General features: G+C 36.1%; 13 protein-coding genes. 8 read left to right on the forward strand and 5 right to left on the reverse strand.

From position 1 onward, the window contains the following. Positions 1 to 457: 457 nt before the first annotated feature. Entirely contained in the window at positions 458 to 1,249 is a 792-nt protein-coding gene (locus FEZ13_RS11950; RefSeq protein ID WP_146552897.1) for a TIGR00266 family protein, read from the reverse strand. A gap of 497 nt (positions 1,250 to 1,746) precedes the next feature. Here FEZ13_RS11950 and FEZ13_RS11955 point away from each other — a divergent pair, with 497 nt between their 5' ends. Next, the gene (locus FEZ13_RS11955; RefSeq protein ID WP_146552898.1) at positions 1,747 to 2,919 is read left to right on the forward strand and encodes a saccharopine dehydrogenase family protein; all 1,173 of its coding nucleotides are present in this window, start codon (positions 1,747 to 1,749) and stop codon (positions 2,917 to 2,919) included. Positions 2,920 to 2,976: 57 nt separating this feature from the next. Here FEZ13_RS11955 and FEZ13_RS11960 read toward each other — a convergent pair whose 3' ends face one another. Beyond that, positions 2,977 to 4,377 carry a polysaccharide deacetylase family protein gene (locus FEZ13_RS11960; RefSeq protein ID WP_146552899.1) on the reverse strand — a complete coding sequence of 467 codons (1,401 nt, stop codon included), beginning with the start codon at positions 4,375 to 4,377 and terminating at the stop codon, positions 2,977 to 2,979. 139 nt (positions 4,378 to 4,516) lie between these two features. Between FEZ13_RS11960 and FEZ13_RS11965 the strand changes: the two genes are divergently transcribed. Continuing rightward, positions 4,517 to 5,266 carry a threonine/serine exporter family protein gene (locus tag FEZ13_RS11965; RefSeq protein ID WP_146552900.1) on the forward strand — a complete coding sequence of 250 codons (750 nt, stop codon included), beginning with the start codon at positions 4,517 to 4,519 and terminating at the stop codon, positions 5,264 to 5,266. A gap of 10 nt (positions 5,267 to 5,276) precedes the next feature. Then, positions 5,277 to 5,741 (forward strand): threonine/serine exporter family protein, encoded by a 465-nt coding sequence (locus tag FEZ13_RS11970; RefSeq protein ID WP_146550283.1) that lies wholly within the window; start codon positions 5,277 to 5,279, stop codon positions 5,739 to 5,741. Between the two features lie 195 nt (positions 5,742 to 5,936). On the opposite strand, the gene FEZ13_RS11975 is transcribed toward FEZ13_RS11970, so the two are convergent. Next, a complete protein-coding gene (locus FEZ13_RS11975; protein ID WP_146552901.1) occupies positions 5,937 to 7,949 on the reverse strand; it encodes a bifunctional diguanylate cyclase/phosphodiesterase in 2,013 nt (670 codons plus the stop codon). Between the two features lie 203 nt (positions 7,950 to 8,152). Here FEZ13_RS11975 and FEZ13_RS11980 point away from each other — a divergent pair, with 203 nt between their 5' ends. The 3 genes from FEZ13_RS11980 (at position 8,153) to FEZ13_RS11990 (ending at position 12,953) form a co-directional block, all read left to right on the forward strand. Then, positions 8,153 to 9,067 (forward strand): DMT family transporter, encoded by a 915-nt coding sequence (locus FEZ13_RS11980; RefSeq protein ID WP_255473174.1) that lies wholly within the window; start codon positions 8,153 to 8,155, stop codon positions 9,065 to 9,067. Positions 9,068 to 9,403: 336 nt separating this feature from the next. Then, entirely contained in the window at positions 9,404 to 11,137 is a 1,734-nt protein-coding gene (locus tag FEZ13_RS11985) for an ABC transporter ATP-binding protein (protein WP_146552903.1), read from the forward strand. After that, positions 11,130 to 12,953 carry an ABC transporter ATP-binding protein gene (locus FEZ13_RS11990; protein WP_186725893.1) on the forward strand — a complete coding sequence of 608 codons (1,824 nt, stop codon included), beginning with the start codon at positions 11,130 to 11,132 and terminating at the stop codon, positions 12,951 to 12,953. Before FEZ13_RS11985 ends, FEZ13_RS11990 begins: the two co-directional genes overlap by 8 nt. Before the next feature lie 266 nt (positions 12,954 to 13,219). Here FEZ13_RS11990 and FEZ13_RS11995 read toward each other — a convergent pair whose 3' ends face one another. Further along, positions 13,220 to 14,272: an acyltransferase family protein gene (locus FEZ13_RS11995; protein ID WP_146552904.1), complete on the reverse strand. Its 1,053-nt coding sequence runs from the start codon at positions 14,270 to 14,272 to the stop codon at positions 13,220 to 13,222. Positions 14,273 to 14,388: 116 nt separating this feature from the next. Between FEZ13_RS11995 and FEZ13_RS12000 the strand changes: the two genes are divergently transcribed. After that, positions 14,389 to 15,252 carry a GNAT family N-acetyltransferase gene (locus FEZ13_RS12000; RefSeq protein ID WP_186725894.1) on the forward strand — a complete coding sequence of 288 codons (864 nt, stop codon included), beginning with the start codon at positions 14,389 to 14,391 and terminating at the stop codon, positions 15,250 to 15,252. A 263-nt stretch (positions 15,253 to 15,515) separates the two neighbouring features. Continuing rightward, on the forward strand, positions 15,516 to 15,656 hold the full coding sequence (locus FEZ13_RS19580) for a hypothetical protein (RefSeq protein WP_186725895.1): 141 nt from the start codon (positions 15,516 to 15,518) through the stop codon (positions 15,654 to 15,656). Positions 15,657 to 15,850: 194 nt separating this feature from the next. Here FEZ13_RS19580 and helD read toward each other — a convergent pair whose 3' ends face one another. Further along, on the reverse strand, positions 15,851 to 18,082 hold the full coding sequence (gene helD / locus FEZ13_RS12005; RefSeq protein ID WP_186725896.1) for an RNA polymerase recycling motor HelD: 2,232 nt from the start codon (positions 18,080 to 18,082) through the stop codon (positions 15,851 to 15,853). Positions 18,083 to 18,122 lie beyond the last annotated feature (40 nt).

Below are 18,122 nucleotides of genomic sequence, written 5' to 3' on the forward strand. Positions count from 1 at the left end.
AAGTCATGAGCAGACGATAAGTGAAGGGGAAAGAAAATCCCTACTGTGTGATTTTATTGGAATCTATTACAGGAATCTTTGCCTACATACTTCCCATTTTGGGAAAAAATCATTCAAAAAGCTGTTATTTAGTAAGTGAAGCTACATGATAGGGATACGTGGGGGCGATTTCCAAAGAAGCTTTGTTAGAGGTTTTATTAAAAAAGTATCCATTTATATTAAATTGAATATATACACGATGAAGCAGAACCTTAGAAAAAATAAAAGCTCCCCATTATTGCTGTAATAATGGGGAGCAAATCATTTAATTTATTCCTTTATCTTGCACTAGCAGGAGTACGGTTCCTACCTCAGTAAGATAGGGATCAACTACCCTTCAGTGAGAGTGAGGGCCGACAAGAATCTTACTAAGGAAGCGTTCCTCTTATTGTAGAATCCGAGCTATTGATTTTTTTAGTTAATCATCACTAAACAAGTCAAATAAGCCACCGATACCTTTTTCATCGGTAGAGCCTCCTGGTGTTCGAGGAGCCGCTGCGAATACTCGGCTCGCTAAGCGACTGAATGGCAATGATTGAATCCATACGGTCCCTGGTCCATTAAGTGTTGCAAAGAACAGGCCTTCACCGCCAAATAACGCAGTTTTTACACCACCAACGGCTTCGATATTGTAATCCACAGAGCTTGTCATGGCAACGAGACAGCCTGTATCGACACGCAGTTTTTCTCCTGGTTGAAGTTCTTTGCGAACGATTGTACCGCCAGCATGAACAAATGCCATGCCATCACCTTCTAATTTTTGCATGATGAAACCTTCACCACCAAAGAAACCAGTACCCAATTTTCTTTGGAATTCAATTCCTATGGAGACACCTTTGGCCGCTGCAAGAAAAGCGTCTTTTTGGCAAATGATTTTGCCATTAAGGGTACTCAAATCCATTGGAATAATTTTGCCGGGATAAGGGGCTGCAAAAGAAACATGTTTTTTGCCTGCACCCTCATTAGTGAATGTAGTGATAAATAAACTTTCGCCAGTAATTAAACGTTTACCAGCACCCATTAGCTTACTCATGAATCCACCGCCGCCACTTCTTGAACCATCCCCAAATACAGTTTCCATACGAATACCATCTTCCATCATCATCAAGGCGCCAGCCTCGGCAATAACTGTTTCATTTGGATCTAGTTCTACCTCAACAAATTGCATATCATCACCATGTAGTTTGTAATCAATTTCATGATTATTCATTTTAATACCTCCGAATCATTTGATGACCTCAATCTAAGTATAAATACGTAGTAAAAATAAAAAAAGTTTCAACTTTTTAAACTTATCGTTAATTGTAAAAAAATTATTTAGAAAATAAATTGAATCAATTTCGTAACATGGAATTTATATAAAAATTTAATAAGCATTCACGCTTTCATAATTACGTTTTTGCATGAAATTTTCTCTAAGGAGGTTCCTTATCCTCTACTGGGTATCTATGGAGCCAATCAAGCTTAAAAGACAGTGTCTCCATTATTTTCTACTTCATGCCTGAGTCTTGAGGAGGATGTCGCCTATTGCCTGTTACGAAAGTAAAAATATAGAATTTCTCTGCACCATTTGCATATGAGGAGTTGGGGGATGGTCATGGAGTGTTATGAGGGCATGAGGTCATACCGTTATGCATAGAGATATAAAGAGCACTTAGAAAAGCACAAAGTTATACAAGTGACATCAAATAAGGGGAGGAATATAGTATGAAGATTGTCGTATTAGGTGCTGGTTTAATGGGGAAAGAAGCTGCTCGTGATTTAGTAAAAAACCCTAAGGTTGGGAAAGTTTTTTTGGCGGATTTAAACGTAGCACAGGCACAGCAATTTGCAGATACACTTCAAACGAATAAGATTGAGGTCTTAAAGTTGGATGCTACAGATGACCAGCAGCTTAAAATCGTGATGTCCAAGGCAAATGTTGTCGTGAATGCACTATTTTATAAGTTCAATGAAAAAGTGGCTCGAACTGCCATTGAGGTAGGGGTCCATTCTGTTGATCTAGGTGGACATATCGGAGGAATAACAGATGAAATATTGAAGCTGAATCCTGCGGCAAAAGCAAAAGGATTGACACTTATCCCAGATATAGGCGTTGCACCAGGGATGGTCAATATTTTAGCTGGATTAGGTGCTTCTAAATTGGATAATGTAAAATCGATCAAAATTTATGTAGGAGGTATTCCTGTTGAGAAGGAGCCACCTTTAGAATACAATGTTGTCTTTTCGTTAGAAGGTGTTTTTGATCACTATACAGATCCATCACATGTTGTTCGAAATGGGGTATTACGTGAAATTCCATCCTTGTCTGAAATTGAACCTTTCTATTTCAAAGGGTTTAGTGGGTTGGAAGCGTTCCATACATCAGGGGGATTATCGACATTGGCACAATCTTATCCAGGTGTTCAAACATTAGAATATAAAACGGTTCGTTATGCAGGGCATGCGAAAAAGTTCCAATTATTAGTGGACTTAGGTTTAACAAGGAAAGATACAGAAGTAAATATTAATGGTCAAACGGTGAAGGTAAGAGATGTATTGCGAGAAGTATTACAAAGTAAAATTGCGCTCGGCAATAAGCAAGATGTTGTCTTATTACGTGTCGTAGTCAAAGGCGAACGTAATGAGGAAGCAGTGACCTATGAATACGAAATGATAACGTATAGAAATCAGGAAAATAATGAAACTGCCATGGCTTTAGCAACAGCAAATTCTATTTCAGTAGTTGCGCAGTTAATAGGGGATGGCACCATCAAGGAGCGGGGAGTGTTACCACCAGAAAAAGTTGTCCCAGGAGAAGCCTATATTCGTGAAATGAAAAAAAGAGGTATTACGATTACGGAAACAAAGCACCGTTCTACAAATATCGTGAAGGGGTAAGAGGAATAGAAAAAAGGGCATCTAAAAATTCAAAACTGAATTTTTAGAATGCCCTTTTTATTTTTCCTTTTTCATCTTATTAAGTTCGGAAGCCGTAACAAATGTATATCCTTCTTTTTCGAGATAAGTAAGAACTGCATCGAGCCCATTCGCAGTCGGCATATGGATATCATGCATTAAAATAATAGCTCCAGGATAAGTATAGTGTTTAACATAGGCTAGTAGTTTGTGTGCATTACGATGCTCCCAATCTCTTGTATCGACATTCCATAAAATAACAGGTAGTTTTGTTTGTTCTCGAACTCTTTTGTCACATGATCCATAGGGAGGTCTAAAGACGGTTGGATTATGACCGGTTGCTTTTTTGATGGCCTTATTTGTTCTGGATATTTGACTTTTAATTTTTGCATTTGAAAGTCGCTTTAAATCAGCATGTGAATAGGAATGATTGCCAATTTCATGTCCTGCATCGTAAACTTGTTGAGCTGTTTTTGGATGCGCATTCACTTGAGTGCCAACCATAAAAAAAGTTGCCTTTGCATGATGTTTTTTTAATATTTTTAATACTTTGGGTGTTACAGAATCGCTTGGTCCATCGTCAAATGTTAGCGCTACAAATTTTGTCGGCTTTTTCTTAACCGATTTTTTGATTTCTACTTTATATGGCTGTGCAAGTATGTTATTAATAGAAGATAAAGGAATATGAACCGCCTTAATTTCGACTATATTTTTAGATAATGCGCGACCATCATAGTAAACGGTAAATGTTTTGTCGGATAGAGAATATTTGGCAAAATTTGTCCAAATAGGTTGAGTCGATTCTTGAATAACGACCGTTTTCATCAATTTTTTTAGTTCTGTATCTTTACTCATCTCTTTTTTGACGGCTTGTGATAATGGAGTCAAATTTTTTTGAGATGGAATTATATCTTGGAGCAAGATTTGCTTTTTATTTTTTTGATCATACGTAAAAGTTTTTATACTTTTTTGTTTAGAGTCTGTACCATTGTATATGGATTGTGTTAAAACAAATGAGTAGTAATTTTTTTTATGTACGATCGTTTTGTATGAAATCGTTAGACTGCCAGCAAGCTTGTCGTCCTTATGGAGTAATTTTTCCATATCCTTTAAGTATTGATCACGTACTGTATGTATAGTATCTGTTACAGATTGGTTGAATGCTTTACTTGATGTACTAGGATATTGGAGTGTATAGGGCGCCTTTTTATCGGATGATTTCTCAGTAATTGTATGTATACCGTTATATTTTGTTTTTTCTTTCACAACTTTCACAGCGTCTGATGGTGTCGCTAATGCAATATTTTCAGAATCATTGGAAGAGATATCTTTATCTCTTGCATTAACTAGAAAAATAATAAGGGCGGTCAATGTTAGGGCGGAACCTATTAATATAAGATCAACCCAACGATGTTTCTTCTTAAGATGAATAGTAGCCACTTTCCAACGGCCTCCTTTATACTTGATGACTCTATTCTAACTTATTTGACATCAAAAAAAAGCAAGAAATTTTAAAAAATTACATTTTTATTAAAAAGTTTTCAAAAAAATTAAATTTATGTTGGAGGTGAGAGGGAAAATGATTGAAACCACACAAGAAGAATTAGCGATTGATTGTTTTCTTCTCGCAGGGCGTTTGTTAATCCAAAGTGGTGCAGAAACGTATCGAGCAGAAGATACGATGCTAAGAATGGCAAGTTCTCAAGGATTAACGGATGCTCAAAGTTTTGTTACACCTACTGGCATTATATTTTCTGCTGGTCATAAAAGACCTACAAGGATTGCGCAAATTTCGAGTCGTACAACGGATTTAGAAAAGATTGCCTTTATTAATTCGGTCTCTAGGAAATTAACAGCGGGTGCAATTACGCTCGAAGAAGCTTATCAAGAATTGATAAGAATCGAGCATACCAATCTGTTTTTTCCGATTTGGGTACAAGTTTTAGCTTCGGCAATTGCCAGTGGCTGCTTTTTAATTATGTTTAATGGCATATGGAATGATGTTCCATATGCTATAGTAATCGGTGGAGTTGGATATCTCATTTTTTTAGCGATGCACTTTTTAACAAAAGTAAAATTTTTTGCTGAATTTACGGGCTCGTTATTTGTGGGTTTACTTTCTGTTTTGGTGTATCAGGCAGGCTTAGGCTATCAGCTTGATAAAATCATCATTGGCTCGGTTATGCCGTTAGTTCCTGGTCTGCCAATAGCGAATGCTGTACGTGATTTAATGGCGGGGCATTTTGTTTCGGGTGTTGCAAAAGGAATGGAGTCACTTCTAACTGCCTTTGCTATTGGTGCTGGTATAGCTCTTGTATTGTCATTTTAGGAGGAGTTTTATGGATTGGATCGTTCAAGGTGTTCTAAGTTTTCTAGCGACGGCAGCATTTGGTGTTATTTTTAATGCGCCTAAAAGAACATTGTTTCATTGTGGATTAGTTGGTATGACTGGATGGATGATTTATTATGCCTTTATTCGCCAAGGTGTAGATGAAGTGTTTGCGTCATTTATAGGCGCTTTTGTCATTTCAATTGTTGCGCATATGCTTGCACGACAATTCAAAACACCGATGATTGTATTTAGTGTGGCTGGAATTATTCCTCTAGTTCCAGGAGGGCTTGCCTATAATGCGATGAGAACAATCGTAGAGAATGATTATGCAAAAAGTATTCAATATGGTGCAAGAGTATTTATCATTTCAGGAGCCATTGTTATGGGGTTAGTGTTTGCTGAAGTATTTATGCAATTGATTTTTAATGCAATACGTAAAAGAAAGGCAAGATTGGCAAAGGTCTCTTCATAAATAAGCGGAGGTTTGTTTAAAATTTTGTTGTTCCGTTAGGTATTGGAAAAGGGAGGAACAGAAAGAGTCAGCGAATTTTCCTCATTCCTTTGCCAAATATTTGACATAGAATTGAAAATGCAAAAGGTACAATCCATCATCAAATCGATGCTGATGAATTGTACCTTTTGGCTTTTCGGATAGATCTGTTTTTAATTATAGTAATTTTTCGACTTCTGATGCTTCGATTGGGTGGCTTACATGGAACCCTTGAATGGCATCACAATCGTATTCGGCGAGAAGATCTTGTTGTTCTTGTGTTTCAACACCTTCTGCAAGGACACGCATATTAAGTGATTTTACAAATTGTATAATTCCTTGGACCAATTTTTGACTTTTTGGTTGATATTGAATAGAAGAGACAAATGTTTGGTCAATTTTGATTTGAGATAATGGTAACAACTGCATATAGCGGAATGATGCATAGCCAGTACCAAAATCATCAAGCACAAACGAGATCCCATCATTTTGTAATTGCTTCATTTGTTTAATAATGGAAGCTTCTGCCTCAGCCTCTAATGCAAATTTTTCTGTTATTTCAATACGAAGTAATTTTGCAGGGCAACCAGTTTCTTCAAGGATTTTGCGTATCTGTTTGACCATATTTTTATCGCGGAATTCCCTAACAGATGAATTGATGCTAACCTTTATATCGATTCCCTTTTTGTACCATTCAGCAGCCTGTTGACACGCATTTTCTAGCATAAAAGAACCAATATCATTGATTAATCCCGTTTCTTCTGCAATAGGGATTAAAACATCCGGTGCAACAGTTCCAATTTCTTCATCATCCCAACGAACTAAAGCTTCTACAGTTGTAATTTTTCCTGTTTTTAAGTCCAACTGTGGTTGATATAAGACTTTTAAATCTTTTTTATCTAATGCAACAAGCAGTCTTTTTTCAATGATTGATTTTGTATGTAAAGCTTTGTGATCAGCTTTTGTTAGGCTGACAATGCTGCCGCCGCCTTCAGCTTGCACTTTTTGAATCGTAGCATGTGAGGCTTTCATCAAATGTGTAAAGGAAATTTGATCATCTGGATATTTTGTGATTCCACCACTTATTGAAAGCGGGAGAATGGTGTTATTTACGTATATTGGGTGCTGTTTTAAGTATGTTAAAAAACCTTGGATAAACCATTCACCAAGTGGTGTTAGCACAACAAACTCATTGATATTTACACGGGCCATGGAACTATCTTGGAAATACATCTTCATTCTTTGCGTGAATTCTTGGAATATTATTTTTTCAGCTTGATTGTCATATAGCTCTTTTAAGGAGTAAAATTTATCGATGCTAAAATAGACAAAAGTAAAATGTTGATTGTTTGAAATCATTTTATTCACAATTTGTTCCAAACGATAACGGTTCATAAGTCCAGTTTCTTGATCGATATAAGCGATTTTTTCGAGTCGATTCTGTAATCTCTTTTTTTCGGTAATATCGTTCTCTAATGTTAGAAAGCTGGAAAGTACTTTTGCAGAAGTATAAATTGGAATTGCGATCAGGTCTACCCAATAGGATTGACCATCTTTCGTAATTTTTTCAACTTCACCTTTCCATTGTTTTCCGTTTTGTAAGTCTTTCCAAATAACATCAGCTATAGATGAGCCATCTGCGGCTTGAGGAAACATTTGCCAGAAGCTTTTTCCAATTATTCGTTTTGGTGTCCAATTGCTATATTTCAGAAATAAATCATTCGCATATGTAATTAATCCTTCTTGATCGATAGAGAGCATCATAAAAGAGGATTCTAAACCTTCTCGGATGCTTGAAAACTCATTAAAGGATACGATTTCTCTTTGTTCTGCCGAAATCAATAAAAATTGACAATAAACGAAACGACTATTTTCAATTGTAAATGATTTAAATATAATAGGGACATTCATGCTTTCCCCTTTTTTAGTATGCAAAGCCATGGAATCGAGTTGTATTGAATCGACGGAGTGAATAATTTTTTGCCATAGACCCTTATAAAAATTTTCTTTTTCTTTTTCTATAAAGGGAGTAAAATTTCCGATTATTTCTTCCGAAGCATAGCCGAATGTCTTTTCTGCTTGTCGGTTCCAAGCAACAACTATACCTTCAGCATTCAAAATCATCATAGGATATGGTGTTTGGTTTAATACAGGATTTGCAGCTTGAAAAATTGTTTGAATATCATTCATGAATTCTACGTCTCCTTGAATTTTCTATATTATTATTATAGTAAATAGAAAGTGATAAGTCATTAGTAATAGAGAGTAAAGTGAAAAATATTTTTTTAGGACATAAGAATATAAAATTAATAATGTGTCATAAATTTTTTTGATAAATACAGTAATATATGTTCATAAAGAAGGGATTCGTGTTGAGTAATACGTCATATAGAATGAAAGGAATTGTGATGATTATATCAGGCGCAATGCTTTGGGGCGCCACTGGTCCGATGATGGAATGGGTGCTGTCTCATAGCGGTTTGACCGTACCATTTATGTTAACAATTCGCTTATTTTTTGCTGGATTATTATTGTTAGCATATTTGATTGTCACTAAAAAAGATGTACTAACGATTTGGAAATATCCTGTATGGTGGAAAAAGCTTATTACTTTTGGCGTGTTTGGCGTGTTAGGTGTTCAATATACGTTTGTAGCAGCAATCAATGCTAGTAGTGCAGTATTGGCCACTCTATTACAATTTTTAGCCCCTATTTTTGTTGTTTTATTCGTGTCGTTTTCCAATAAAATGTTGCCGCCAAAGTACCAGGTTTTTGGTATATTAGGGACTTTAGTTGGTTTGTTTTTGCTGCTGACTAATGCATCGATGGCGAATCTACTCGTTAGTAAAGAAGCACTTGCGTGGGGAGTAGGTGTTGGTATAACATTTGCCTTTTATACTTTGTATCCCGGTATTTTGATGAAAGAGTGGGGAGTACTGCTTGTAATAGGGTGGGGAATGTTGATAGGTGGCGTCATACTAGGGACAGCTACGAATGTTTTGGGCTCTAATTTATGGTACATCCTTTTAGATCCAGTGGTTGCTGGCATGTTAGTAGGGATTATATTTTTTGGAACAATTGCTTTTGTTTTATTTTTGGGGAGTATGAAATATATATCACCAGTTGAGACAAGTATTTTATCAAGTATGGAGCCATTAACAGCTATGGTCATATCTATTTTTTGGTTTGGTGAAACACTTGCTTTGTGGCAAGCAATCGGCGTGGTGGTCATGCTAGTTTGTGTAACATGGTTATCTATCGAAGGAAATCGCCAACAAAAAGTAAAAGATGTCAGGCGTGTTGATTAGGAAAAAATAGGTGACAAATTTAGCATAATTCTATAAAACATGTATTTTATCTCCATCTATGAGATCTTCGCTGCAATCAGCGAATACACTATATTTTGTGAAAAAAATTGGATAATCAACATGTTTGAAAAGATGTAGATAGTAGATAGCGGTCAATTCCTAATAATTCTAGTTGATTCCAATGCATCAGTGTATAAGTACAGGTGTGCTGTTATGGGCTATCCTGTACTCTTTTTATAATGGATGAGGGGGAAATAAGGTTTATCTATTTTGAAGACGAATAACTATGGAATAATTAGATCATATGATACATTTTGAATAGAAAGGGGCTTTCTATTGAAAACGATATTCCAATACATAAAAACATATAAAGTATCTGCTAGTATAGCTTTTATACTTATGCTAGTGGAGCTTACTGTCGAACTGACACAACCATTATTAATTCGAAAGATTATTGATGATGGCATTGTTGAAAAAGACAGTCATACCATTTGGCTCTGGGGCTCTATCATGATGTTATTGGCATTGCTGGCTTTTCTTGCTGGAATCAGTAATTCCTTTTTTGCAGGATATGCAGCGCAAAACTTTGCATATGATCTACGTAATGCATTGTTTCAAAAAATCCAATCATTTACAATGACCACTTTTCTGCGCTTCCCTTCTGCGAGTTTAATCACGCGGCTGACCAATGATGTATCTCAAGTGCAGCAAGTATTTTTTATGAGTTTGCGGATTATGCTTCGAGCTCCATTAGTTGTTCTGGGGAGTTTAATCATGGCATTTTATGTGGATGCATCATTGGCTATCTATTTAGGGATCGTGCTACCATTCCTCGCAATTTTTATGTTGATGATGGTCAAAAAGAGTATTGTCCAATTTTCAGCCGTACAACGGAGAGTGGACCGTGTTAATCGAATGATCCAAGAGAATTTACAAGCAATGCGGCTAGTGAAGGCTTATTTACGAGGGTTATATGAAGCTAGTCGTTTTGAAAAGGTGGCAAATGCATTAAAGAAGGATACTTCTAGTGCTTTGCGTTTAATGGAATATATTCAACCTATTTTACTAATTGTCATGAACTTGGCGATGTTGGTTATTCTATGGTTTGGAGCAGGACAAATTCAAAAAGAACAAACACAAATTGGTGATATTGCGGCAATTGTAAACTATACCATGCGTATAACAGGATCTTTTTCAATGTTTGCCTTTATTATTACTTTATTTTCTCGGGCAAAAGCATCAGCCGATCGCATGGAAGAAATATTGTTGATCGAGGATGGGGTAGAGAATGTTATTTTACATCCTCAAATAGAAGTACCAAGTAAAAAGGGCGAGCTCGTATTTGAAAATGTTTCTTTTCAATATCCACGAACGGATCGGTATGTATTGAAGAATATTTCGTTTACTTGTAAGCAAGGTGAAAAAGTGGCCATTATGGGCGCAACAGGTTCAGGAAAATCTACGTTGTTACAACTGATTACAAACTTTTATGAAGTTGAAGAAGGACGTATCTTAGTAGATGGGTTAGATTTGAAGAAATGGAATGTAGAAAAACTCCGTCAGATAATTGGCTATGTGCCTCAACGTGCACTGTTATTTACAGGAACCATTTTTGACAATATTACATGGGGAAAAACGGATGCAACGCTTGAGGAAGTGATGACGGCAACAAAACAAGCACAGATTCATGATTCTGTCATGCATTTTCCAAATAGTTATCAAACACGTGTAGGACAGAAAGGTGTCAACTTGTCTGGAGGTCAAAAGCAAAGATTATCAATTGCAAGGGCAATCTTGCGCAAGCCTGAGTTTCTTCTTTTTGATGATAGTACAAGCGCTTTGGATATAAAAACGGAGTCTGCATTATGGGATGCATTAGCTGATGAACGGGCGACCATGCTTGTTGTGACACAGAAGATCCAAACAGCAAAAGATGCTGATCAAATTATATTGTTAGAAAATGGTGTTCTTTCTGCATGTGGAACGCATGATGAATTGATGACAAGTTCCACTTTATATCAAAGAATTGCGCAATCTCAAGCAGATCTGGGGGAAAAGAGTGATGATTAAATCATGGCTTCAATCATATGTATATGAACCTGTTCTAACGAAGGAAGATATTAAGTCTTCAAAAAAGAAAAAAGGTGCACGAGCAAGTAATTGGCGAAAAGTATTAGGACGTATTTGGAAAATTGTTGATGAGCAACGAGGTTTGCTAGTCATCGTACTATTAATGGTCATTTTGAGTTCTATTTTGTCACTATTAGGTCCATATTTAATCGGTAAGATTATTGATGATCATATGATGAAAGGAGAATATGCAGGCTTAAAGGAAATGATTTTCGGTCTAGTATTTATCTATATGGGGCTATCCATTTCAATATTTTTGCAAAACTATTGGATGATTGGGATCGCACAACATACAGTCTACCAAATGCGGACAGGACTATTTTCAAAGCTACAACAATTACCAATTGCCTTTTTTGATAAAAGACAACATGGTGAATTAATGAGTCGGATGACGAATGATATGGATAATATTAGCTCGACTTTAAATAGTACGTTTATACAAGTATTTTCAAGTGTTCTAACATTAGTTGGGACGGTTGTAGTTATGCTGACGATGAGTCCATTTCTCACATTTTTAACAATGTTGATCATCCCGATCATGTTTATTTCTACTCGTTGGATTACAAGACGAACAGGAAAGTTATTTAAAACTCAGCAGCAAGCGTTAGGCGCACTGAATGGCATGATTGAGGAAACCATTTCCGGTCAAAGAGTCGTGAAGGCTTTTTCTCAAGAGCAGCGGATGATTGATGAATTTACAGAGAAAAGTGGTTATTTACGCAGAGTTGGTTATTGGGCAAATGTTTATTCGGGAGCGATTCCTAAAACGATGAACCTATTGAATAATTCAAGTTTTGCTATTGTTGCAGGAGTAGGAGGATTACTCGCGTTAAAGGGTTATGTTTCTATTGGGACAATTGTTGTATTTGCAGAATATACTCGACAATTTACAAGACCTTTAAATGATTTGTCCAATCAATTTAATAATGTATTGTCTGCTATTGCTGGAGCAGAACGTGTATTTGCCATCATGGATGAAGAAGAAGAACAAGATCAAGGGAAAAATGAAGCGAAGCACACAATACAAGGTGATGTTAAATTTGAGGATGTATCTTTTCGATATGATGTAAAAGAAGATGCGCCAACCATTTCGCACATTAACTTCCATATCCAAAAGGGTCAAACAGCTGCCTTAGTTGGTTCTACGGGGGCTGGTAAAACAACAATTATGCAGCTGCTCGCTCGTTTTTATGATAGCCAACAAGGGAAAATTTTAATCGATGATCGTCCAATTCAAACAATGTCTCGTCAAAATTTACGTAGTCAAATGGCTTTTGTTCTTCAAGAACCTTTTTTATTTGAGGCGACCGTTAAAGACAATATCCGATATGGTCAATTACAAGCAACAGATAAGGAGATCATGGATGCAGCTAAAAAGGCGAATGCGCATGATTTTATCATGTCGTTGCCAAATGGTTATGATACCTTTTTAACGGCAGATGGAGGCGAAATTAGTCAAGGGCAAAAGCAATTATTATCTATTGCTAGAGCACTAGTGGTCAATCCGTCTATCTTATTGCTAGATGAGGCGACGAGCAGTATTGATACAGTAACCGAATTAGCCATTCAAGAAGCATTAGAGCGATTAATGAAAGATCGCACAAGTTTAGTGATCGCGCATCGTTTAAATACAGTAAGAACAGCTGATCTTATCCTTGTTATGGAAGAAGGAAAGCTAGTAGAGTCCGGAATGAGAGAAAAATTAATCGCTGAGAAAGGAATATTCTATCAAATGTTGCAGCAGTCCACTTTATAATGCGAATCATCACTTATTGCCTGAAGCAGTTCAGCACTTGTCAGTAGGAAAGCGAACGATCCGTAGCGGAAGCCAGTCGGTAAAGGAAATTGTTATGGACAAAATGAAATCATGAAATGTTGAAAAAGAAAAGATACAATTCAGATCGACGTTGAATTGTATCTTTTCTTTTTGAAATAAGTTTTATTGTGGTGAAAGTTAAATGAGTTGTTTTGTGAATAGCCAACTGAAAAATAGCAACGATATCTGCTAAAAATAAACGGCTTTCAGGATTTTGCCCATTTTTTGGATCGGAAATTCCCCATTAATGGAGAGACATAAGGCAAAAAACGTTGTACGATAACAGAGATAATCAGTGGGATGATTAGGCAAATCAGTGTATACCCAAACAACCCATATTCAATGAAATCATTCATAAACTTATCTACTGATATATGCAGATACATGATGGCTATAGAGTGCATTTCGATAAACTCTAATATCTTAAAGCGAATATATTTTGTTATCAATTGGAAAAATCCAAAAATGACAAGTAAGAATGCCATTGGAAGAGCTAAATCCAATATGGGATGACTATAAAGAATAAACTTCATACTAAGATGATAGTCTAATTCCTCATTCCAAGTTAACCGCATGGCCATTAACGTGATGGCTATACAAGTAATCCATAGTGGAAAGCGGACATGTAAGAAAATCTCTTTTGCATAGTAGCCGATTGCAAAATAAACGATTGCAATCAGCACAACATCTAAATCCCAAGGTACTAATATTGTTTGAGATGCTTCATCTACATTGCCACCAATAACATACACCACATAGAAGCTTTCAAGTTCGGCAAGTATATAACATAACATAAGGAACAGAATTTGATTTACTCGATTTAAATAGCGTGTCACAAATAAGAAGGCAATATACGTAAAGAATAAGGTCGTGATAAACCAAATAACTCCATAGGACCCTCGAGCAAAGCGTCCGCCAAAAAGGATTGTAAGTAAATCATGTTTATAATAGTCAAAATCTACGGTCCCATTTATAAAGGCTAGTACATAGCGTAAACATGTTATGATGAATATAAAGAAAATATATGGGACTAATAATTGTATAGATCGTTTTTTTATGGATTGCCACATGCTGATATTAGAGTCTGCTGGTCTAAAAAATAAACCGCTGAGAACAAAAAAAGCGGGCATATGAAACCAGTAAATGTATGTTAGTAAAGGGTGGTCCAATTGTTCTGGTTTTGGATAATGTCCAATTACTACTAATATCATTAAAAAACCTTTTGTCGCATCGACCCAGGTTAATCTTTTCTTAGTCATTATTTCATCCTCCAGAGCGTTATTCTAAACCTTTAGTTTTAGGATTAAAAGTAGGAGAAAATAATATTTTTATATCATTTATATTTCAAAACGATTACAAAATGGAGGACTTATGGATGAATATCTTTTTAATGAGCGCTTCTTTTCCAATTGATCATTTAACCATTCAAGAAATGGAAGATCTAATAAAAATGGCGAATACAAGAGATGAACAAGATGTTTCTTTTTTAATGAATACGAAGGATTGGAAAGATGATAGAAACACAGGTTTTGTTATCTTAGCATATAGTGAACAAGATGAGCTTTTAGGATTTTTGGTTGCCTATGACTTATTTGGACTTAATACTTATGAATGGAGCATCGTTGTGCATCCCGATGTTCGTAGACGGGGAATCGGCTCCGCACTTGTCCAAGGTTTACAAAACTCTTTAAAAGAACGAGGTGCTTTAGGAGACATGGCTTTGTCATTCACAGACGAAATAGGACACCAATTTTTACATCAAACAGGATACGCATACAATTCTTCAGAAGCAACATTACAAGCGGTTCCAGAAAATAGTGATCTTACTAAAAACATTTTTGTTCGAACATTTAAAGAGGAAGACAAGGATCAATTCATTCAGTTAATGCAAGATGGCTTTGGGGATATGCCATATGAAACAGAAGAACTCATCTCTATTAATACGACTGTCCAAGGACGTACGCTGTACATAATAGAACTCGACCAACAAATTGTCGCCACTGTTTCGCTAGTAGAAAACGATATGGGTATTTGGGTTACAGCGTTTACCGTAAAACAGTCCCTTCGTGGTCAAGGAATCGGTTCAAGTGTTTTACAATGGGTAAAAAATGATGCATATGCAAGACATCAACCAAAAGTGCTATTAGAAGTCGAAATCGATAATAAGGATGCACTTAGTGTATACAAAAAAGCAGGATTTACACCAATACATCAAGTAGATTATTTCACAAGAACGTGAAAAGTATACAAAATTTACCCCACATTAACTTGTTAGTAAAAGGGATGAGAAGTAACGAATTGTGCATGGAAAAAGGCGGATGAGATCAGTCATTATGGAAAATTTAAGTTGATAAAAAAAGCTGTAGTATTAAAATAGAGATAGAAGTATTTTAATAAACGTGATTAAATGTAATTTCAAAATAATTCCTAATTTATGTATATACCTTTAAAGGAAAGACATATTATAGAAGTAGATGCCATTTACTTTTAGGAGGGATTTTAATGAGACTACCCGCATTACAAAAAGTAGAAGTGTTACACAAGAGCTTGATTAGTCAAATTCTAAGCAAAATGGTAAGACGAAATTTAAGTAAGCTAGATAGTCAAAAAAAGCGTTATTATCCTATTTCTTATCGAAGGTAAAAAACATGGAAACATCATGAAGTTGGATGTTTCCATGTTTTTTTACGTACATTAACGAGCAGACAGCAGGATTCCAACTATAGATTTTAGCAAAAAGTAGGGGATAAGGGGGATTCACTGTTTGCCAAATCAGATTGGTTTCGACTAATGTTCAGCGTGGGTATAAAGAAAATATCATGCTTTGAAGTTTTCTTTTAAGATTTTAATAACAGGTCTTCTTTCTTAGGAGCCAACAAATGCAACTCATGCATGGCACGGGTCAATGCTACATATAAAAGTTTGCGGTCAATAGGTGTATCTCGGAATGGTTGATCTATAGTCGCAATGATAACAGCATCAAATTCAAGACCTTTGGCGAGATGGCTTGGAATGATAAGAAGAGCCTCTTGGTCGATTTCGGATGCCTCTGATAATGTTTGTATTTTTATCTTTGTTTTTTGCAATGCTTTTGTTGCTTTTTTGACCTCGTCTGTTGTTTTACAAATAAGAGCAATTGAACGATGACCTTTAGCTCGAATTTGTTCATAAATTTCAACGATTTTCGCCACATCAAAGTTTTCCATTTTATGAAAAGTAGGGTCTTCTCCATGACGAACAACAGGTTCTACTAAAGGTAAATGATCATCCATTTTTGCTAAAATATTATTAGCAACTGCCATGATTTCAATGGTCGTCCGATAGCTTTTTTGTAAGGTTTTATAGCTAGCTCTTGGAAAGAGTTCACGTACAGGAGCCCAGTCTGTCAATGAACGATAGCTATGAATACCTTGTGCAAGGTCACCAACCATTGTGAACATATCTGTTTCGAGACCTTCCTTTAAGGCAGCCAATTGGAATAAACTATAATCCTGCACTTCATCGATGAAGACGACCTTCATCTTCCATTCATCTTTTATCCCCTTAATCTTGGCGTGTAAATAAAAAATTGCGGCCAAATCCTCTAAAGCCCACACCTCTTTCTTGTGAACTTCCTCAAACTGATTATGCTTTTCCTCTGACCATTCAGGTGCTAATTCTTCTTGTAAAACTCTATTTGTCAAAAATTCGCGATAAAGTGCTTTAATTTTATATTTTTCAAAGCGTTTCATATAGCGTGTCACAACGGTTTTTGATTCCTTTTCAACGGCGGGGAGCCTTTCGTCACGTTCATCAATCCATTTTGTTACAACTTCTTTTCGTTTTGCATCATCATGGATACCAAATAATGCTTTATCTAAAACAGCATCATAGCGTTTTTTGAGCGTATAAAGGATTTGCTTACGTTTTTGACGAACATGATTTTGCATGACGGAACGAATTTTGGCTAGCCTTTTTTCTAAAGGTAAATAATTGTAATCTTCGAGAAATAGTCTACGCAAATGAGAGGCTTTTAAAATGCGATATTTTTCAATGAAAATATCTTCAAATTGATCTGCTATTTCACGTTCCATTTTGGCAATATATCGTGCCATAATATCTCGATATTCAAGTGTTCCTTTCATTTTAGATACCCATAGCATTGTTTCATCAATTTCATCTTGTTGTAAGATGTCTTCGAGTTGTTTGTTTGGATCTTGGAGCTTCAGTTTGATATGGGTAGCATTTTGTACATATTCGGCAAAGGTTGTTTGACAAATTTGTCCAACGCCAAGTTCTGGTAATACATCCGCGATATAATCGATAAATAATTTGTTTGGGGCTAAAATCATTAAATCTTGTGCTCGGAAGTGTTCTCCCATTGTGTATAAGAAATACGAAATCCTATGTAGGGCAATCGTTGTTTTACCACTACCAGCAGCACCCTGAACAAGGATAGGCTGCTTCAAATGTGCACGTATGACCTCATTTTGCTCTGCTTGAATCGTTGAGACGATTTCTGTTAAGCGAACATCCGCCTTCCCAGCTAAAGCTTCTTGTAACAGCTCATCATTTGCCGTGAGGTCGATATCACGGATCTCAAGTAAACGACCCTTTTCAATTTTGTATTGTCGCTTGGAAAAAAGGTGCCCCTCATGTTCCTCACCATTTACTTTATATGTTAAATCACCAAGTCGTCCATCATAATAGACGTTCGCTACTGGAGAGCGCCAATCAACGATAATGGGTTCTTGCGTTTCACGATCAAAGAGTGATGTTTTTCCAATATATAGTTTTTCAGCAGGTTCGTTTTCTTTTTGAAAATGGATACGTGCAAAATAAGGCTTCTGACGGATCGCTTCTAATCCTTCACGTTGATTTTTCGCCATATCAAAGAAACGAGCATTTGTTAAGATATTTTGATAGCTTAGACTTGAATCTAAATAGTCTAAGTCAGCCATTGCAGTCCGAATATTTGCTTGTGCATTTTGTACATCTTGTTTTGATTCTTCTAATAATTTTTGCATATAATATTTTGTATAAGCTAAATGCTGCTCTTCTTCTTTAAAATCAGGATGTCGTGTCATCAATTTGGCCTCCCTTACTCATAGGGTGATTATTAATAACTAT

Origin of the sequence: Rummeliibacillus sp. SL167, from assembly GCF_007896505.1 — a bacterium.
GTDB lineage: Bacteria > Bacillota > Bacilli > Bacillales_A > Planococcaceae > Rummeliibacillus > Rummeliibacillus suwonensis.